The sequence below is a fragment of the Bacillus kalamii genome, assembly GCF_047238185.1.
Lineage (GTDB): Bacteria > Bacillota > Bacilli > Bacillales > DSM-1321 > Bacillus_AD.
Genome location: NZ_JBDFMI010000006.1, coordinates 639,372 through 659,682, shown reverse-complemented (window position 1 = coordinate 659,682; position 20,311 = coordinate 639,372). Strand labels below are relative to the sequence as shown.

Sequence of the window (20,311 nt, the reverse complement as noted above, 5' to 3'; positions counted from 1 at the left end):
TCTATAGTTGATTGACCGAAAGCAATTTTTCCCTATTCCTTTGATAAGACTGAAATAATTGTTGCGCGACCGGTCCTGCACTTCCTTTATAAACACCGATTCCCTCTATTTGTTTAATAGCCACTATTTCTTGTATTGAATTGGTCAGAAATACTTCTGACGCTTGCCGAAGCGTATTTGCAGGATATATTCCTTCTTCAAACGGTATGCCTTTTTTAGCTGCCAGTAACTTGATAAATTGTCTCGTAATTCCTGGTAAAATGCCAGTCTCAAGGTCCGGTGTAAACAAGCGGCCTTCTGATACCCAAAAGATATTGGAGGCAATTCCCTCCGCTACCGCCCCTTCTTTATCCAAAAAAAGCCCTTCTACTCCCTTTTCCCCCTGAAGTTCCATTTTGGCAGCTATATTGTTCCCATAATGATGCGATTTCAATCGGTAAGGGCCCTCCGGGGAATTACGCCTTAATTCTAGGAAACGCGCCCTCCGTTCTTCGATGTTCTTCTGCGCTTCAGGTAGAGAACTTATGAAAATGATGACTTTGACACACTTGTACGGCCCAGCAGGCAATCCCACCGGTCCTTCACCGGCCGTTACATTTAAACGGATGCGCGCATTCTTCAGTTGGTTTAAGTGAAGAAGCCGCTCGATAATTATCCTTATCTCTTTATAATCGAGGTCAAATTCAATATACAGGCTCTTCAGGCTCTGTTGCAAACGGTCTAAATGGTCGCTCAGTAAAAAAGGAAATCCGTTATACATCCTTATCGTTTCGAATAGTCCCATTCCATATAAAAAACCATGATCAAAAGGAGATATTCGGGCTTCCTCTTCCCGGACGTACTCTCCATTCACATATATAATCATTCTATCACCAAAAACTCATCCTGCCGTTTGTTCATCAGTAAGAATTGATGCAGCATTTCTTTTCCGTATTCAGTCATAATGGACTCCGGATGAAATTGGACTCCTTCTATCGGAAGCTCGCGGTGCCTGATGGCCATGATATGCCCTTCCTCAGTCCATGCCGATACCTCTAGGCATTCAGGAAGGGTGTCTTTGTCGACAATTAAAGAGTGGTATCTGGTTGCCTGAAATGGACTTGGCAATCCCTCAAAAATAGTCCTGCCGTCATGAAAGACCGCTGAGGTTTTACCGTGCATCAATTCAGGCGCTTGTACAACTCTTGCCCCAAACGATTGGCCGATTGATTGCTGGCCGAGACAAATGCCGAAAATCGGAATTTCACCTGCAAATGAACGTATTACTTCCAGGCTGATTCCCGCTTCATTGGGGCTGCATGGGCCAGGTGAAATCATAATGTATGCCGGCTGCATTTGCTCGATTTCTTCGAGCGTAATTTCATCATTTCTTTTCACAATGAGTTCTTGTCCCATTTCTCCGACGTATTGCACAATATTATACGTAAAGGAATCATAATTATCGATCATCAGAATCATCGTCTACACCTGCTTCCGCTTGTTCATTGGCCATTTCTACCGCTTTCCATAAAGCAGCAGCTTTCTTGAGGCTTTCCTTATATTCATAGATTGGCTTTGAATCGACGACAACGCCAGCACCTGCTTGTATATGGCCCACACCCTCTTTCACGAAAAGTGTCCGGATGACAATATTCAATTCCAAATCCTCATCAAAACCAATCCATCCTATAGAACCTGTATAAATCCCTCTCCTTACAGGCTCTAATTCTTCAATCACTTCCATCGTCCTTACTTTGGGAGCGCCTGTAATGGTGCCTCCTGGGAAAACCGCCCTAATTGCATCGTATCCATCGTACTGTTCCGCCAGCAACCCTTTTACATTGGAGACGATATGCATTACATGGGAATATTTTTCAACTGCCATGAATTCATCTACCTCAACAGTGCCATATGCACATACACGCCCCAGATCATTGCGTTCCAAATCAACCAGCATGACATGCTCCGCCCGTTCTTTCTCGTTCTCCAGTAACTCTTTCACTAACTGTGCATCCTCTTCGGCCGACATCCCACGCGACCTCGTGCCAGCGATCGGCCTTGTGCTTACCTGATTGCCTTTCTTTTTAACCAGCAGTTCCGGCGAACCGCTTGCCACTTGAAAGGATGGGCTATGCAAATAGCTCATATAAGGGGAGGGGTTTATCGTTCTCAGTTGTTCATAGACGTCGAGAGGTTGTGATATGAGGGGTTGTGATCGTCTGACAGACAAATTGACCTGAAATAAATCACCTGCTGCAATATAAGCCTGTATTCGTTTGACTGCATCAATGAACGCTTTCTCTGTCATGGAAACCGAAATTTCCCGTTCCTTCTCTTCTATCGCTCGATCACTTACTCTTTCTTCATCATCATGGGAAGTGAATAACATTTCCATTTCATTCAATCGAGAAAAACAAGCAGGCTGTTCCTTTGCGTTCCCAATTTTCATCAAATAAAGAATGTGGGAGTGGTGATCAAACACGGCAATCTCATCAAAAACCATAAAATATAGAGCAGGCACACGAAGATCATCCTCAGCCATCGACGGAAGCTTTTCAATAGAGCGGGCATAATCATATGATATAAAACCGATAGCCCCTCCCTGAAAGTCAGGCAGGTCACTCCTATGCTCCATTTTTCTGGCACCCATCCAATCTTTCATCAATAATAATGGATCGCCCGAAAGATACTCCGATTCTCCTTGTCGATTACGAATTTCCAATCCCGTATCTGTTCCTTCCAGTATGGCGGCAGGTGAAATCCCACAGATGGAATACCTTCCTCCCCGGCCGCTTTCAAGGAGCACATGGTTTTCTTCCCATTTAGATAGCCTTTTATAAGCGGCAAAAAAAGCATCCCGGTTAAACGGCACTTGCTTGCTGTATAGTTGCATCATTGCATTCATTCACTCCTACTTTAAAACATAGACTGCACTCTTCTCCTTAGTGTACTATGAGCACCCCTCTTTTATATAGAAAATTTTTCACCTGTTTATCACGGCCTATCTCTTCGGGAAGGAAGTTGTGTACACGAATCAATTCCTTCATAAACAAAAGGAGCACCCCTCTTTCATGGAGGATGCTCCTTCTATCCGATCTTGCTTATTTTTCAAAATTATAAAGAGGCGTACTTAAATAACGTTCCCCATTGCTCGGAATAATGGCCAATACGCTTTTGCCTTTCCCTAAACGTTTAGCCACCTGCAATGCAGCTGATATCGCAGCTCCTGATGAAATTCCACCCAGTATCCCTTCTTCTTTCGCTGCGCGGCGAGCATATTCAAACGCTTCTTCATTGTGTACCTGAATGATTTCGTCATACACATCTGTATTTAACACTTTAGGCACAAAACCTGCGCCGATTCCTTGAATTTTATGGGGACCTGGCTTTCCACCAGATAGGACAGGAGAATCGGATGGTTCCACTGCCACTATTTCAATGCCAGGGAACGCTTCACGCAATACCTCGCCCACGCCAGTGATTGTACCGCCGGTTCCAACACCTGCCACAAATGCATCCAAAGAATCCAGTTGGGATACTATTTCCTTACCTGTTGTATGGCGGTGAATTTCAGGATTGGCTTCATTATTGAATTGTTGCGGCATGAAATAACCATGCTCTTTGGCTAATTCCTCTGCTTTTCTGATAGCGCCGCCCATGCCATCCGGTCCTGGAGTCAAAACAATTTCTGCCCCATAAGCACGCAGCAGGTTTCTGCGTTCCATACTCATCGTCTCGGGCATTGTCAAGATAGCCTTATATCCCTTTGCAGCAGCCACCATCGCTAATCCGATCCCTGTATTTCCGCTTGTTGGCTCAATAATCGTAGCACCTGGCTTTAAAAGTCCTTTTTCTTCGGCACTCTCAATCATAGCAAGAGCAATCCGATCTTTAACAGAGCTTCCCGGGTTCATGTATTCAAGCTTTAAATAGACATCCGCACTATTTTCATCAACCAAACGATTCAATTTAACGATTGGTGTTTGACCCACTAGCTCTGTTACTGAATTTGCCACTTTAGCCATCTCCATCCACTCCCTAATTCCAAGTATTTTTATTGGTTTTATAAACAATTTACATTTTACACTCCGATTTGTCAATCCATTAAATGCCCAATTTTATTATAATTCGCTCTTCTCTTTTATTAACCTGTTTGCACCTATATAAAACCGCTGTTTTCCCTGCATCATAAAAAAGAAGAATACGGCAAAAAGCACGTATTCTTCTTTTTTATTCACTTACCTTATAATTATTCTCAACATCACGGTCTTTCCAGAAATAGTCTGCGGTAAGCGAACCGGACATTTCTTCAAGAGCCAGCTGCCTTTCAATCATCCCTTTAACTTCACTGAAAGGGTAGGTTTTCTTTTTAATTTTTTCGTTTAGGTAGATGATGCTGTACCCATCCTTCACTTTGAATGGTTTACTGTATTTATGCTTTTTAAGCTCGGCTGCTTCTTCTATATAGCGTGCAGCATAGCGGGTTTGTTTTTTAGAAAGATAACCGATATCTCCACCCGTAGAAACAGAGGCATCATCTGTTGATTTCTCTTTGGCTAAAGCGCTGAATGAAGCGCCCTCTTTCAGTTCTTCAACCACTTGCTTCGCTTGTTTTTTCGTATCGACCACTATATGTGAAAGATGATAAGTTGTCGGAATTTTATAAGCTTCAGGGTTTTGGTCGTATTGCTGCCTTGCCCTTTCTTCCTTCACCTTCACATCATGGACTAATAGCTTTTCAAGCAAAATGCGGTTTCTAATCTGCTGTTCCCAAGCCCCTTCGTTTTGTGCGGCGCTTTGATCATACGATCCATATAGAGTTTTAATAAAAACCAGTTCTGTTTTTAATTCATCCTCAGAAACAGATACATTCAGATCTTTTGCCGTCTGTTTCACCACTTCATTATCAATAAGATGCGATAAAGTTTCTTGACCGTACCGTTTCTCTAACTCTCTCCACAGTTGTTCCCTCGTAATAGACACATTACCGACAGATGCGATTTCTTCCCTAGAGGAGCCAGCTTGGCCAGATGAAAAAGGTCTGTTAGCTAAAAGAAGCGTTACGATATTTAGAATCACTAGCACTGCAATGATTATAAGTAACGTTTTTTTTGAAAACGGAATGGCACTCCGTCTTACTGGGCGTCTTTTTCTAATTGTTCAAGCTCCTCCTTAGTAAAATGGTACTTTTCATTACAGAAGTGGCAATTAGCTTCCGCATGTCCATCTTCTTCGATAATATGGCGTATCTCATCCTTGCCCAAACTGATCAGCGCATTTTCAATTCTGTCTTTTGAGCATTGACAAACGAAACCTACTGGCATTGTTTCAAGAATCTGCACATTTCCTTCCCCTAGCAATTCTTCCAGAATGCCTTCAGGGGTTAGACCTTCTTTTATTAAAGTAGAAATAGGCCGGATTGTTTTCAAACGGTCTTCAATAGCAGATATTGTTTCCTCTTCTGCACCTGGAAGCAATTGCAGGATGAACCCTCCAGCTGCTTGGATAGTATTGTCTGGATTCACTAGAACTCCTACTCCGACAGAGGAAGGGACTTGCTCTGAAGTAACTAAATAATAAGTGAAATCATCACCAAGCTCACCTGAAATGATAGGCGTTTGCCCTGTGAAATAATCCCGCAAACCTATATCCTTCACAACAGTAAGCATACCGTCTGTCCCCACTGCTCTCCGTACATCCAATTTGCCATGTTCATTCAAATCAAAATGAGTTTGCGGATTCGTCACATAGCCGCGCACTTCCCCCTTGGCATTACTATCAACTAAAATAGTGCCGATTGGGCCGCCGCCTTCAATTTTTATGGTTAATTTGTCATCGCCTTTCAGCATGGCACCCATCATAACACCAGCAGTCATAGAGCGTCCAAGAGCTGCTGAAGCGGTAGGCCAAGTATAATGGCGTCGTTGTGCTTCGCCGACTGTTTCCGTTGTCGAGACCGCATATGCTCTGACTTGCCCATTATATCCAAGTGCTTTTACTAAATAATCTTTCATGTAATTCATTCTCCTGTTCTTATATATGTTTTGCTCCATGTTCTTTGTTTCTTTGGTAAATGAGGCGCAACCCGGTCAATGTTAAATACGGATCGACCACATCGATGATATCGGCCTCACTCGCAATAAGGGACGATAGTCCTCCTGTAGCGATTACTTTTGGCTCTTCTATACTTTGTGCCTTCATTCTTGATACAATTCCTTCAACCTGTCCTACATATCCATATAGAATACCGGATTGCATAGCACCAATAGTCGATTTGCCGACAATGGAGTCCGGTTTGCTTAATTCTATGCGGGGAAGCTTCGACGCCTGTGAATAAAGGGCTTCAGTCGAAATTCCAATACCTGGCGCAATAGCTCCTCCCATATATTGTTTCTTTTCATTTATATAGCAATAGGTCGTCGCAGTGCCAAAATCGACGATAATCAATGGTCCGCCATATTGGTGGATCGCTGCAACAGCATTGACAATTCTGTCCGCTCCGACTTCTTTAGGGTTATCATACTTAATGTTTAATCCTGTCTTGATTCCAGGTCCTACAATAATAGGAGTCCGTTTAAAATATAGTTCGCACATCCGTTCAAGTACCGGCATGATGGGAGGAACTACGGAAGATATAATAATTCCATCAATATGAGAAAAATGTAAATCTGCATGCTCAAGCAAAAGTTTAATGGTCATTCCATATTCATCTTCTGTTTTACGGCGGCTTGTTTCGATGCGCCAATGGTATTTTAACTCATCTTGCTCGTACACGCCTATCACTGTATTTGTGTTGCCGACATCCAATACTAAAATCATTTTCTCACCACTTTTTACGAATTCATCTTTGCACCTTCACATCATACCATACTCATGTCTTTACCGAAATTTTGAAATCCCGCATACCTTATTTTGCTTAGTTGCATGAGTTTGTAACGTTACACTTTTTTGTTTTTTTCGGGGGATGCATACAATGAAGCTACGAAAAACCGGTCCCTGTAACAGGGACCGGTTTTATTTAACCTACAGATTATTCTTTTCTATCAGTTGGAAATCCGTTCGGCTTATCTTGCATATTGCCCTCTGGAATAGAAGGTGTTTCCTGATCTTCACGTTTTTCATTGATCTCAGGAGCTGACTGTTCATCCAATGGAGGATTAACCGCCTCTTTTCCTTCATCCTTCTTGCCGATATTCACTTTGATATCGCCATCATCAGAGTCAAGTTTACCATTCAACGTTTGGTATTTCCGTTCCGGCAATTTGCCATTTTCGAAAAGCCCTTTAATTTGATCGGCATCCAATGTTTCCACATCAAGCAATGTTGTGGCAATCAAGTCAAGCTTAGCGCGGTTTTCAGTAAGAATTGTCTTAGCTCTTTCATAAGATTCCTTAATGAAACGTTGCACTTCAAGGTCAATGTCATAAGCGATAGCATCAGAATAATTCTGTTCATTATTGAAGTCACGGCCTAGGAATACTTGGCCGCCTTGAGTTGAACCGAATTGCAGTGGTCCAAGCTTATCGCTCATGCCATATTCAGTTACCATGCTTCGTGCAATAGCTGTCGCACGCTGGAAGTCATTATGTGCACCGGTACTTACTTCACCGAATACAATTTCTTCAGCAACGCGGCCGCCGAGCAATCCGACAATTTTGTCCAATAACTCCGGTTTTGTCATGAAGAAACGGTCTTCCTTCGGTAGCATTACTGCATATCCGCCAGCTTGGCCACGCGGAACAATTGTAACCTTATGGACTACTTCAGCCTCATCAAGCACCATACCGATAACCGTATGGCCCGCTTCATGGAAAGCTACAATATTTCGTTCTTTTTTGGAAATGACACGATTCTTCTTGGCAGGTCCCGCAATAACACGGTCCGTCGCCTCGTCAATATCAGCCATATCAATTTTTTTCTTATTTTGACGAGCGGCCACAAGAGCGGCTTCATTCAATAGATTTTCTAAATCGGCCCCAGAGAAACCAGGCGTTCTTGTAGCGATTGCTTTAAGATCGACGGTATCATCCAGCGGCTTATTGCGTGCATGGACTTGCAATACAGCTTCACGGCCTTTGACATCCGGACGTCCTACTGTGATTTGTCTATCGAAACGTCCTGGGCGCAGCAAGGCTGGATCCAAGATGTCAGGTCTATTTGTCGCAGCAATGATAATGATTCCTTCGTTCACTCCGAAACCATCCATTTCAACAAGCAACTGGTTCAGGGTTTGCTCACGCTCATCGTGGCCTCCGCCTAATCCAGCTCCACGCTGACGGCCAACAGCATCAATTTCATCAATGAAAATGATACAAGGCGCATTTTTCTTCGCATTTTCAAACAAATCACGAACACGTGATGCACCCACACCGACAAACATCTCAACGAAGTCAGAACCTGAGATGGAGAAGAAAGGTACACCCGCTTCACCAGCAACAGCTCTAGCCAATAATGTTTTACCGGTACCTGGAGGTCCCACTAAAAGCACGCCTTTAGGAATGCGCGCGCCGACTTCGGCAAACTTGCGAGGGTCCTTCAGGAACTCAACCACTTCAACAAGCTCTTGCTTTTCTTCATCCGCTCCGGCAACATCCGGGAAACGGACTTTCTTCTTCTGGTCATCGTATAGCTTAGCTTTACTCTTACCGAAGTTCATCACACGGCCTCCGCCGCCTTGAGCTTGGTTCAGTAAGAAGAAGAAGAGGACAAACATGATGATGAATGGAATAATCCCTGTCAGGAATGTAACCCAGCCGCTTGTTTCCTTCGCCTTCAGAACTTTCATTTCAGCGCCGGTTTTATCGACAGCATCATGGATATCTTTCATTGTTGAATCGCTGTTAACAACGAAAGAAGAGAAAACCTCACCTTTTTTAGCATCCTTTAATTGTCCTTGGACTGAATAGACGCCGCTCTCAGGCTGTAAGGTGAAATTCTTAACTTTGCCTTCATTCAAGTAATTGATGAATTGATTTTGGCTTATATCTTTATCAGCTTCATTATTGTTGGTGAAAAGACTCACAATACCAATAATGACCAAAAGGATCAATAAATAGAAAATGGTATTACGGAAGATCCGATTCATTCCTTACCTCCTCCCACAGTCACGAATAAGTAAAATAGTACCATAGTAAATCATTATGTTTCAATTAATTTACATACATTTCAGACTGTACATTTATATAATTTCCATCAGCTTAGTTTTGGTATATTTCCGGCTTTAAAACACCGATATATGGCAGGTTGCGGTATCTTTCCGCAAAGTCCAGACCATATCCCACCACAAAAGCATCCGGAACGATGAAACCAACATAATCGGCTTTAATATCGCTCTTTCTTCCAGTAGGCTTATCAAGCAATGTAACAATTTTAATACTTTTAGCTTTTCTATAACGGAATAGTTCCACTAAATAGCTTAATGTTAAACCACTATCGATGATATCTTCGACAATCAGTATATCTCTACCCTCTACAGACGTGTTTAAATCCTTGATAATTTTTACTTCGCCTGATGATACTGTGGAGTTTCCGTAGCTAGAAACATCCATGAAGTCCATTTCCAGATGGGTATCGACTCTTTTGAACAAATCGGCCATGAAAGGCATAGCCCCTTTTAAAACGCCGATTGCCAACGGAAACTTATCTTGGTATTCTTCCGTTAATTCTTGGCCTAACTCACGAATTTTCTTTTGGATCTCTTCTTCACTAATTAGCACTTCTTCAATTTCATTGTGCAAGCTCATTATACTGCTTTCCTCCTAGAAGAACGAATTCTACACATATTTTAACGTTATGAAAGACTTATTTCCCTCTGCGGCCTCTTGAAATGATTTCTTTAAACCAGGAATCCAAAGGATTTCTTGATTATCATCAACCACCAGTGGCCAATTCGCCCTTTCAGCCAAAGGGATTTTTTGATCAATAAAGATATCTTTTACCTTTTTCGTTCCATTTAAGCCTTTCAATTTAATACGATCGCCATTTTTTCTGGTGCGGACAGTCAAGGGAAAATGAGTTCGTTGTGGATCCAACGTAAAAGAGTCGTTTCCCTGGCCAGCCCCCTCATACCAATTATGGGCTTGGATCGTACATCCATTCGGAAGTATTAATTCTCCTGGGATATGTAAAGTGAAGGAATATGGCTCAACCACTTGCTCTCCAAATGAAAAAGTACACCAATCATACGATTTCTTGACTTTTAGATTTGCTGGCAAATGTATTTCACCGGATGGGTGAGAATGGTAAAAAAGGTTAATCACTGATTCAATATGAGTTGCGGATAGTTCTTCAAGTCTTTCAAAATAAAGATAGTTTAATATTAGTTGAATAGCTCTTCTTTGTAAAGGCTTTGACATTTGTATAAAAGCAGGAATTTCAATCTTTGATTCGTTCTGTCCCTTCACCCAGAATGAATCTAGTTTTTCTTCTGCCAAAGACAGCAAAAAGGCCTCATCCTCTAATAATTCTTCACTGAAAAGTTGAAAGTGTTCATTGGCTTTCGGGTTTTCTTTTTTCAGGAAAGGCAGCACTTGATGGCGGAATCGATTTCTGGTATATACCAGCTTATCATTGCTTTCATCCCATCTAGGTTCAAGGCTGTTCTCGCGGCAATAAGACTCGATTTCATCCCTGCTTGCCCATAAGAATGGGCGTACAATCGTATACCCGGGAAAATCCCTTTTGCTCGCTATCCCTGCCCTGGCACTCCCTGTCGCGCCTCTTGTCAATCGCATAAGCATCGTTTCCATTTGATCGTCGCCGTGATGGCCCAATACTAATTTATGTATATTGTGCTGTTTCATGATGCTTTCAAAATGATTATACCTGCATTCACGTGCGCCTATCTGTGAACTCTTGCCCGTTTCCTTCAGATATGCCGTGACATCGATCCGGGCGCCGTCAAACGGAATACCGAAAGATTCACATGCATCTTTTACAAAGAGGTAATCCCCAAATGATTGGTCCCCGCGGAACATATGGTCGACATGGGCCACCCTGAGCCGCAATCCGTATTGGTCCCGGATGCTGTCCATGAAATGCAGTAAAGCCAGCGAATCTGGACCTCCAGATACTCCAACCAGGACACTTTCACCTTGACTGAACAACTGGTGCTTCTTGATGCTATACAGTGCCTTATGTTTTAACATGACAAACTCCCTTTACCCATATAAGCCACTCTTTAAAGCTTATGGCTATCCTTTTCTTTCTACCATTTATTTTACTGTATAGAATCACTTTTTCCAAAAGAAAAGAAAAAAATTCAAGATATTGAAACCTGAAGGTTTTTCACACTCTCCTTCTTTTCCATTTTTACTGCTAGCCGATCATGTGACTGTATATATACAGTCCATACAAACAGCAGATCACCAACAGCAGAAATAGTGTTTCCGCAAAGCCGGTTCTTTTTTTCTTTCTCTGTCTCGTCGTTCTTTTCCCAGTTGTACCCTGGCTTTGCGGGGATGGGCTATGCTTGCCATCTGTTCTTTTTTGGATTGTATCCAATAATTCAGCCCTCATCTCTGCAGCGCCTTGATATTTTCCTGCCAAAGCCCTTAAAAGGACCAGTTTATATTCCCGCAGCCCAGCCGTTTCGGTTATCGCTTTTTCCAATTGATTTGGCTTTCCTTGTTGCTTTGAAAACCGGTCCGGAAAGTACGCATTGATAAAGATCATGGCTACAGCGAACAAGTCATATGAAGGCTCCGCTCTGCGCGAACCCATTCCCCAATAACCGCGGTCAAAGAACTCTGTGAATTCTTTAATAGACCTTCCTACAGGTGTTGTCCCCCCGACATCCACACATCGGATTCGGTGCGCGGGAAAAGTGACCAGTAGGTTCTCCGGCTTCAAATCGCCAAATACCCAACCGGATGCGTGAAGATGCTCCAGATTGGTCAGAAGCTGCAATAGCAAGGCCTCCATCCAATCCTTCCCCCTTTTTTCGACAAAGGGCAGCAGCTCCTCACCATGAATATATTCCATTACATAAAAAGGAATCGTCCCCCCCTTCTTGACCCAATCATCTCCGTGTAATAAATAAGGCCCGAGGGAAAACCCTTGGACCTTGGAAAAAGATTTCAAGACATTCATTTCTGATGCAATCCCCGCATGATTATCGCTTAATTTCAGAGCAACCTTCGTCCCGTTAAAGTCCGCTAAATAAACAACTCCATTTGCTCCTGCGCCTAATTCCCTGTAGATCGTATATTCATGCTTGTTCCATTTGCCTTGAATCGTCGAGCCAGGAGCTACTCTACATTGATTCTTCATAGAATGATTCATCATCATTGGAAAGCAATCTCCTTAGGGACCTTTTTTTGCCGAAATAGCGGACTGCTTCGCTCAAAGCCGGACCGGTGGGCGTAATGCCTCTAGGCGTCAACTTGGTAAACACCTTCGATAAAGAGTCGAGCTTCGGCGTCCAATCCAGCAGTTTTTCGACATCATTCTTTTTCCCGGGAAATATAAAAACGGAGAATTTGTTTTCGCCTATTCTTGCATTTAAAGAAATAGACAGATCAATTAATGATTCTTTCACTGTAGGAAGCTTATGCTTCATGCTCGCACTTGTATCAACAAGCACCAACACTTCCAAGGCCGATATTTCACTCAATTCATCCACCACTTCGATCACTTCCCCGCGTTTATCAGGCGAAAGGTCTTCGATGGATGTATTACGCCCTAAAATTTGCTTTAATTCTTGATTGACGACTCCCTGAATGGTAGTTGTCATCGCTTTCCTTGTCACCATCTGTACTGTTTGCGAAAGGGACTGGGCATATACAACCTGGCTCACGCCGCCTCCTGAAGCTGCTATAGCTTCTATTTCCTTCAGTCCCTGTTCATCAATCTGGTCATTCTCCACTACGCCGATTACATTGACAGTAATGCCTTGTTCTCTTGCAAGAGCAGCCATTGCCGCCGGATCTTGCCCTTGGTTGGAGCAACCATCGGTAATTAATAGGATTTGCTTTAATGTACTGGGTTTCATGGCGATCTCCCTTTCCTGGCTTTGTTTAGTACCATCATCGCCAAAAAAGAAAAGCGCTATACCCTTACTGCGCTTTTTTGCGGAGAGATGAAACCGGTATGGCCGACCACCTCGGCGTATTATGCTTGATTTTCGCCACTACTACAGTCATATCGTCATTGATATAACCAGTTGATCTAATAACCTCCTCCAGAATGCAATCGGCAATGGCCTGCGGATCGTCCGTTTGCATCTCTTTTATTTTTCGTTTCATCCAAAACTCCGGATTCTGTACACTTTCCAGCCCTTCCAAAATCCCATCACTCATCATGATCAATAAATCCTCCGCCTTCAGCTGCTCGCAAACAACGTCTACATCCAAATCTTCCATAAAACCGATTGGCAGATTGCTTGATTCTATTTTGAATACACGGTCGCCCCGTTTGACAAAGCTAGGTGTAGAACATATCTTTAGAAATTTAGCCTTTGCATCGTGCAAATCAACCATGGCTAAATCAAGTGTCGAAAAAATTTCATCTGTAGTCCGCAAAGAAAGAATAGAGTTGACTGATTTAATAGCAATCTTTTCTTCAATACCGGATAATAGGATCTTTTGCAGAAGCATCAATGTCTCTGTACTTTCAATGTGGGCCCTTTCCCCATTGCCCATTCCATCACTGATGGCCAAGGCATATTTCCCTGCACCCAATTCCATCGTCGTATAACTATCTCCGGATACCAAACCTCCCCCTTTTGCAGCATGGGCGCTGCCGGTTACTACTGTAAAGCGTTGTGCAGACCTAAAATTCGCAAAGCACGATCCATTTTCGGTCTCGCAATCCTCCACAGCAACAATAATTGTTTCCCCTAAAATATCCGATAAAATCGGTGCTATTATTTTTTCACATTCCCCCCTGTCCTGGTAATAAGGCAATTTCATATCAATATCTACATTTCCAGTCTCCAGATTATAGATTTCAACACTCCCCAGTTGGATGCCAAAATCGGATATCGCCTCCAAAATTTGTTCTTCTTGGACATAATGGTTTTTGCGCTCACGTTGGATTTCCTTGGCGAAATCGTACATCACTTCAGAAACCCCCTTCAATTGGTCTGCAACCAATCGGCGGCTGTCCTTCACTTGCTTCTTCAATTTTTGGTTCGCATGGTAAACAGATAACTCTTGCCCTATGGCATCCACTACTTTTTTATTCCTAGTCGGACAATGCTTAACCCACTCCCTTTCCGTTTTGGATGAAAGCTGCATATCATTGGCACTTAGCTCGTTGGCAATGGTTTGCATGCTATCGTACGTATATTGGAAATTCTTTGCCCAGCAATGCTCTTTTCGTGAACACATTTGGCATGTTTTCTCTGTCACATTACTGAGGAAAAAATCAAATTCTCTCACTTCATCGTCGTCCTTGTTCCAATCATCCATTTGCTTGAAACTGTCCGACAAGGCTTCGAATACATTTGAAAATTGTGCGACCCGCTGTGCAGTAACATCCCTCATCTTTCTCATATATTTTTGCTGCTCATTGGAATACTCAAGTGTGCCCGGAATATGTTTGGCTACCTTTTCGATCAAGGCAGATGGCGTCAGCATAAACAGGCAGATAGCGCCTACCGATTCATACACAGTGATTAATAAATTGCTGCTTCCTTCCCCATATAGGCCGATCAAGACTGTTGCGATTAACAGTCCGAGGGCCGCACCTATTTTTTTTCCGTCCTTCAAAAGGCCTCCGAGCAAGCCCGAAAAAGCCAATAAACTCATCTGAAAAAGTGTCGCAACGCTTGCAAGGCTGAATATCAATCCCGTCACTACGCCAACAGTAGATCCGATAGCAGCTCCTCCTGCCAATGAAAACACAAGGACTAAATAACGGGAAATAATATGTTCAAAGGAAACACCATATAAGGACCAGCCAATTGTTCCGGTCATAATCGAAGCAAGTAGAATGATTACACTGACTACTTCTTCCGTTTTAAGGGATCTAGTTCGTTTCTTAAATGAAATGAGTGGTATGCATTGCATGAATATAAGAGTAAGGATAGCAGCCAGCCCAGCCTCAATAACAATCATCATTCCGTCATATGGAACAAGATGCCGGTTTTCTGCGTATTGGATAGCTGTGTTGGTCATCCCCAACGAGAGGAATACATAGAACGATGCCAGCTTGAACTGATTAGTGAGTGAAGGCTCCCTTGCCTTATACAGCAGCATGAAAATAATGGCTCCGGCGAAAATGCTGACACTATTCATCATATGGATAGTAGCCGAACCTGCCAAAAGGCCAATTAGTGCGTAAGGCGCTTTGTTTCTCCGCAACAAATATACAGAAGCGAAGAATGGCAGAGCAAACGGGGCAAGCTGTGATAGAATAAGCGCCCGTCCGAGAAGAAACCCGATAACACTCAGGAACAGTCCGCGTTGAAATAAAAGATCCTCCGTTTTTTTCCGCAAGGTCGACATCCACTTCTTTGCATGCTCTCCTGCATACCTCAGTTGTAATTCACTTGTCGGTTCCAATACATTTTGTTCAGCCTTTTCCATTTCCTCACTCCTAATCGATTTGTCTCTTTCATGTTTTTTATTATAGAGAGGCTTGTCCTTTTTTTTTGTCGTAATGTAGAAACCCGAAAAGAGAAATGTTCGACGCGATTCCGTATATTAAGGCAATTATGTACAAGATGAGAAGCCTTATGAAAGCCCGATGGTATGGGGCTATTAAGAGAAAGGGAGAATTTTAGCTATCCATACAGGAAAAACACATGCATATTTTTTTGAACATGTTTTTCTTGCCAGCTTACGGCAAAAAATCCGAAAATTTATTTTTTTCATCTAGTCGTTGACAAAAGATAAATAGCTATGTAAGATATAACTTGTGCTCAAACAGAGCAAACAACATATGGCGGTGTAGCTCAGCTGGCTAGAGCGTACGGTTCATACCCGTGAGGTCGGGGGTTCGATCCCCTCCGCCGCTACCATATTATTCATTTGGCCCGTTGGTCAAGCGGTTAAGACACCGCCCTTTCACGGCGGTAACACGGGTTCGAATCCCGTACGGGTCATCAATAAAAAAACCATCAGAACAGTCTGGTGGTTTTTTTGTTTCTTTTCAGTTGTTGGAATAAAGACCATCTCTCTACTCCTTTAATCTAAAAAATAGCCCATTTAAAACAGGCTTAACCCATTTATATCAGAAAGCGAACCTTTCATCCTCTTTTATACGGTACTCCCTTACTAATTTCTTCCCTTTTATCGGCAAAATATCAGTGCATCCCCAATTATCGGATCAATTATAGCCAGCTGTTATGTCTCTTCTCAAAAACGTTTCCCGCACAAACAAGCGTATCTCCTTTTATGGTATTTTTAGAACATTTACTCATTTATTGCTGATTTCATCACTATTCCTTTTTCATGCCCCCTTCAAAATGCAAGAGCACACCATTCCTTTTCTGCCTGTTTCTCTGCTAAAAAAGGAATCTTGTGTGCTCTTCTCGCCCATTGTTAAATGGACTCCTTAACATGTAGGATAGAACAAAAAAATAGACAAGGCATTGATGCTTGTCTATTGATCGTACTACTTCTATATAGATTCAAAGGAAAAACGGACATCTATATCCTCAGCAGCAAGTATTAGCCACGACGGCCGCCACGGCCTCCTCTTTTTGTTTCCGTGCTACGTTTAAGAGTCGACAAACGGTCTTCACTATCCTTAAGGAAACGAGCCATCTTCTGCTCAAAGTTTTCCTTCACAGGACCTCTTGAATTATCGCGGTTACGATTGTCTCTTGAACGATTGTCTCCTCTACCATGGCGTTGTGGGCGCGGTTGATAAGATTGCTCAGGACGATCTTTCGCTTTTTTTATAGAAAGGCCAATCTTTCCGTCTTTCTCTACATTAATAACCTTTACTTCTACTTGATCTCCGACTTTTAAGTGATCGTTAATATCCTTCACATAATTATCGGCAACCTCACTAATATGGACAAGACCAGTGGTACCCTCAGACAATTCAACGAACGCCCCAAATTTAGTAATGCCTGTTACTTTCCCTTGTAACTTGCTGCCTACTTCGATTGACATAAAAAAAATGTTCCTCCTTAAAAATGAAAAAAATCATACTTAGTTTATATTATAACGAAAGTGAAAAAACAGTGTCAATATTAGTCACTTGTATCTTTCTTTTTTGGAAGATTTAAAATGACTTCACCTTTTTGGGACAGGTAGTAATCACGTCTTGCTATTTTAGCGATGTAATCATCATCATTCAGTTTGACGATCTCTTCTTCCAGAGACTGCTTATCCTTTTTTAAGCCAGATAATTTTTTTTCAACTTTTTGTTTTTCAGCTGTCTTCTTTTCAATTGTTGCGGATTGGCCGAATAAAGTCGCAATAGAGAAAGCTGAAAGAATGCAAACACCGATTGCAAAAACGGCGAGCCGACGAAAAAGTCCACGCTTCTTCTTCGTTTTTAGCTTCTGGCTATTCTCTGCACGATCAACAAACTCAGATTGTATCTTAGCCACTTTCCTTTCTTTCAGGCTCCCCATTCCACTTCACTCCTTTTTATGATTGTTTTTCCGAGTCTTCCACTCACTGAGGACTCTCTTTATATATTTCTTTGCCCGCACGTAAAAACCTTTACAATGATTATATAACGAAAGGACTTGGTTAGTGAACGATTTCGGCAATAATTTACATATTAGCCTCAAAATCCACACAATCGGTGCAAATACTACTCTTATAATGAACCAGGCCATCCGCAAAAAGGTGCGGAATAAAGAGAAAAGTATTTTCCATACACTTTTTATTAAAGCGGCAGCCGCCAGCAAAATCCAAATAATCGGCTGGATAACCAACATGAAAATGGTTTTCTTTATTAATCGGTAAGCTGCCTTAACCACTTCAATGAATCCATTCAGCAAGAGCATGTACACTTTTTTCATAAGCGCCTGGTAGGCGGCAAAGCCGCATACCAACGCCAGGAATGCATAAAAGCGCAGCTCGCCCTGATTAACGAGCAACAATATATAAAATACCGCTATGGCCTGGATGAGCCAGAATAACACGTCATGTATAAATACCGTTATGCGGCTGCGCTTAGGCCTTTTAAGAAATAGTTGGTATGTATCCAACGAAGCGCCGAAGCACATGCCCATGGCGATCATGGACCACAATGTATAAAATTGCGTTGTGAGTGTCATTTAAATAACTTGCCAAAAAAACCTTTGGCTTTATCCCCTGATGGCTCATCCACATAGATAAGATCAAATATCTTCCCTTTAATGGAAACAATCCCACTGTCAACATCCAGGTTTTTCATTTGCAGATTTTCGCCTTTTATTGCAAGGAAACCCATACTGGTTTCTAACAGGAACTCCTCGTTGTCAAAGCTCTCAACCTGCTTGACACCGGTTATTTCGAGCAATTTTCTGCCTCGCATGACTACATCATGTTCAGGGACATGATTGCGCGCCTTATTCGGATCTGAGTATTCATTATTGAATTGGTTATTCATCCTCCGGCCTCCTGTACACCCTTTTTTGTAGAAGTGTATGAGGCGTGGACGAGTTTTAGAACAGCACCAGTCTCTGCTGCTGTTTAGAATTCTTCTTGCTTGATCTTTTCTTCCTTTACAACACTATACATATCGGCTGCTTCTTCTTTTCTTACAGTTTCCTGAAGTTTATCGATCCGGACTGTCACCAGCTTCTGGCCGAATTGTATGAATAATTCATCGCCGACTTTGACATTCGTGCTTGCTTTGGCAGGTTGGCCATTCACACTGATACGCCCTTTATCCGCCACTTCTTTTGCTAGCGTTCTTCTCTTGATTAAACGCGATACTTTTAAGAATTTATCCAATCTCATGGTTATTCCCCCTTTTATAGTCCTTTAAACTTCGCTTCGTTCCATAAAGCGTCCAATTGCTCTAATGTATACTCATTAATGGGCTTTTGAATATGGTTTTCAATATATTGGAATCGGCGCACGAATTTACGGTTTGCCTGGAACAGCGCTTCCTCTGGATAAATATCGTAGAATCTGGCTATATTGACCAAAGAAAAAAGGATGTCTCCATATTCCAGCTGCAGATCCGTTTTCGAGCCTTTCTTTATTGCCTCTTCATGGAATTCTTCCAATTCTTCCTTCACTTTTTCCCAGGCCGGTTCCGCTTCATTCCAATCAAACCCGGCTTTCGAAGCTTTCTTTTGATATTCATAAGCAATCAGCAATTGCGGAAGGGATTGTTCAACGCCTGCCAGAATAGAGGTATCAGTGTCAGTTGACCCCGCTTCCGTTTTTTTTATGGCATCCCAGTTTGTTTTCACATCATCGACTCCCGAAACTAGGACATTTCCAAATACATGAGGATGCCTGCGGATCATTTTATCCGATAATGTTTGAATAACGTCTTCTATACTGAACATCCCGTCATCTTCGGCAATTTGAGCATGCAATAGCACCTGCAGCAGAACATCGCCCAGTTCGCCTATCATGGCATCTACATCGTCTTGATCTATTGCATCTAAAAGCTCATATGCCTCTTCCAGCAAATATTTCTTCAAGCTTTCGTGCGTTTGTTTTTGATCCCACGGGCAGCCGCCGGGACCGCGCAAATCTGCAATAATGCTTCTGAGCCTAGCGAATTCCTTCCGCATCATTTTTTCATCTTGAACTGGAGGAACATAGACGGATGTCAAATTGCTAAGTGATGCTTCCCGGTCTAATTCAAAAAGAGGAACCCACTTAACCTCTTCTTTCTCGCTCCCCGCAGCTGTCACAAGCGCAACCTGATATTCGTCATCGTATTTTTCCATAAGGGTCAGTTTGACATCAGATGCAATAAAGGAATCATATACCTGGCCGATAATCAAATGCTGTTTCATTTGTACGTCCTCTTTACGGAGAGCCGTTCCATCCAATAACTGAAAGCCATCGATCGGATCGACACGAACAGCTTGGAATAAAGGATCCAGAAAGCTTTGACCTCCTTCAATTTTTATTTCTACACCTGATTGTCCGCCTTTTTCCAATAATAGCTGAACGGTCATCTCAGCCACCATCGGATGCCCCGGCACTGTATAGATTACATCCTCAGCCTTCGCCAGCTCCAATAGTGTCTCGCTTATCTCTTCATACACTTCTGGAAACGTATCATATTTTTCATATACCGAATCAAAGCTGCGGAATTGGATTCCTTCCCTTTGCAATGATTCGATTACCGGGTGGTCAAGTGTTCTCGTCCAACAAGCACCCGCTTTCTGTAATTTTTTATAAACGCCGAGCGAAATTTGATTTAGATCTCCGGCGCCAAGTCCCATAATCTCTATAGTATTTTTCATATT

19 protein-coding genes and 2 tRNA genes are annotated in these 20,311 nt (G+C 42.5%); 2 read left to right on the top strand and 19 right to left on the bottom strand.

Annotated elements, in window-relative coordinates; all coding sequences use genetic code 11:
* Nucleotide 1: 1 nt before the first annotated feature.
* The 13 genes from pabC to spoIIE form a co-directional block, all read right to left on the bottom strand.
* On the bottom strand, nt 2-865 hold the full coding sequence (gene pabC, locus ABC357_RS20990; RefSeq protein WP_412889504.1) for an aminodeoxychorismate lyase: 864 nt from the start codon (nt 863-865) through the stop codon (nt 2-4).
* Nucleotides 862-1,458, bottom strand: coding sequence for an aminodeoxychorismate/anthranilate synthase component II (pabA, locus tag ABC357_RS20985; RefSeq protein ID WP_412889503.1), 597 nt, complete (start codon nt 1,456-1,458; stop codon nt 862-864). The genes pabC and pabA overlap by 4 nt, the downstream gene beginning before the upstream one ends.
* Nucleotides 1,439-2,875 (bottom strand): anthranilate synthase component I family protein, encoded by a 1,437-nt coding sequence (locus tag ABC357_RS20980; RefSeq protein ID WP_412890092.1) that lies wholly within the window; start codon nt 2,873-2,875, stop codon nt 1,439-1,441. Before ABC357_RS20980 ends, pabA begins: the two co-directional genes overlap by 20 nt.
* A gap of 205 nt (nt 2,876-3,080) precedes the next feature.
* A complete protein-coding gene (gene cysK, locus ABC357_RS20975; protein WP_412889502.1) occupies nt 3,081-4,004 on the bottom strand; it encodes a cysteine synthase A in 924 nt (307 codons plus the stop codon).
* Nucleotides 4,005-4,209: 205 nt separating this feature from the next.
* A complete protein-coding gene (locus ABC357_RS20970) occupies nt 4,210-5,070 on the bottom strand; it encodes a peptidyl-prolyl cis-trans isomerase (RefSeq protein WP_412890091.1) in 861 nt (286 codons plus the stop codon).
* 44 nt (nt 5,071-5,114) lie between these two features.
* Nucleotides 5,115-5,993 (bottom strand): Hsp33 family molecular chaperone HslO, encoded by an 879-nt coding sequence (gene hslO, locus ABC357_RS20965; RefSeq protein ID WP_412889501.1) that lies wholly within the window; start codon nt 5,991-5,993, stop codon nt 5,115-5,117.
* 19 nt (nt 5,994-6,012) lie between these two features.
* A complete protein-coding gene (locus tag ABC357_RS20960; RefSeq protein ID WP_412889500.1) occupies nt 6,013-6,798 on the bottom strand; it encodes a type III pantothenate kinase in 786 nt (261 codons plus the stop codon).
* A gap of 211 nt (nt 6,799-7,009) precedes the next feature.
* Complete coding sequence (gene ftsH / locus ABC357_RS20955) at nt 7,010-9,064, bottom strand: ATP-dependent zinc metalloprotease FtsH (RefSeq protein WP_412889499.1); 2,055 nt, start codon at nt 9,062-9,064, stop codon at nt 7,010-7,012.
* Nucleotides 9,065-9,176: 112 nt separating this feature from the next.
* Complete coding sequence (gene hpt, locus ABC357_RS20950; RefSeq protein ID WP_412889498.1) at nt 9,177-9,722, bottom strand: hypoxanthine phosphoribosyltransferase; 546 nt, start codon at nt 9,720-9,722, stop codon at nt 9,177-9,179.
* 30 nt (nt 9,723-9,752) lie between these two features.
* On the bottom strand, nt 9,753-11,126 hold the full coding sequence (tilS, locus tag ABC357_RS20945) for a tRNA lysidine(34) synthetase TilS (RefSeq protein WP_412889497.1): 1,374 nt from the start codon (nt 11,124-11,126) through the stop codon (nt 9,753-9,755).
* 169 nt (nt 11,127-11,295) lie between these two features.
* A complete protein-coding gene (locus ABC357_RS20940; RefSeq protein WP_412889496.1) occupies nt 11,296-12,267 on the bottom strand; it encodes a protein kinase domain-containing protein in 972 nt (323 codons plus the stop codon).
* Entirely contained in the window at nt 12,233-13,030 is a 798-nt protein-coding gene (locus tag ABC357_RS20935; RefSeq protein WP_412890090.1) for a vWA domain-containing protein, read from the bottom strand. Before ABC357_RS20935 ends, ABC357_RS20940 begins: the two co-directional genes overlap by 35 nt.
* Before the next feature lie 4 nt (nt 13,031-13,034).
* Entirely contained in the window at nt 13,035-15,509 is a 2,475-nt protein-coding gene (spoIIE, locus tag ABC357_RS20930) for a stage II sporulation protein E (protein ID WP_412889495.1), read from the bottom strand.
* Nucleotides 15,510-15,866: 357 nt separating this feature from the next.
* On the opposite strand from spoIIE, the gene ABC357_RS20925 reads away from it, so the two are divergent.
* Both ABC357_RS20925 and ABC357_RS20920 read left to right on the top strand, forming a co-directional pair.
* A tRNA-Met gene (locus ABC357_RS20925) sits at nt 15,867-15,943 on the top strand.
* A gap of 12 nt (nt 15,944-15,955) precedes the next feature.
* Nucleotides 15,956-16,027 (top strand) — tRNA-Glu (locus ABC357_RS20920).
* 568 nt (nt 16,028-16,595) lie between these two features.
* On the opposite strand, the gene ABC357_RS20915 is transcribed toward ABC357_RS20920, so the two are convergent.
* From ABC357_RS20915 to yabN, 6 genes are all read right to left on the bottom strand, one after another.
* Nucleotides 16,596-17,045, bottom strand: a complete 450-nt coding sequence (locus ABC357_RS20915) for a S1 domain-containing RNA-binding protein (protein WP_412889494.1) — start codon at nt 17,043-17,045, stop codon at nt 16,596-16,598.
* Nucleotides 17,046-17,125: 80 nt separating this feature from the next.
* The gene (locus ABC357_RS20910; protein ID WP_412889493.1) at nt 17,126-17,512 is read right to left on the bottom strand and encodes an FtsB family cell division protein; all 387 of its coding nucleotides are present in this window, start codon (nt 17,510-17,512) and stop codon (nt 17,126-17,128) included.
* A 6-nt stretch (nt 17,513-17,518) separates the two neighbouring features.
* On the bottom strand, nt 17,519-18,166 hold the full coding sequence (gene yabQ, locus ABC357_RS20905; protein WP_412889492.1) for a spore cortex biosynthesis protein YabQ: 648 nt from the start codon (nt 18,164-18,166) through the stop codon (nt 17,519-17,521).
* Nucleotides 18,163-18,480, bottom strand: coding sequence for a sporulation protein YabP (gene yabP / locus ABC357_RS20900; protein WP_412889491.1), 318 nt, complete (start codon nt 18,478-18,480; stop codon nt 18,163-18,165). The genes yabQ and yabP overlap by 4 nt, the downstream gene beginning before the upstream one ends.
* 83 nt (nt 18,481-18,563) lie before the next feature.
* Entirely contained in the window at nt 18,564-18,833 is a 270-nt protein-coding gene (locus tag ABC357_RS20895; protein WP_412889490.1) for an RNA-binding S4 domain-containing protein, read from the bottom strand.
* Nucleotides 18,834-18,847: 14 nt separating this feature from the next.
* The gene (gene yabN, locus ABC357_RS20890; RefSeq protein ID WP_412889489.1) at nt 18,848-20,308 is read right to left on the bottom strand and encodes a bifunctional methyltransferase/pyrophosphohydrolase YabN; all 1,461 of its coding nucleotides are present in this window, start codon (nt 20,306-20,308) and stop codon (nt 18,848-18,850) included.
* Nucleotides 20,309-20,311 lie beyond the last annotated feature (3 nt).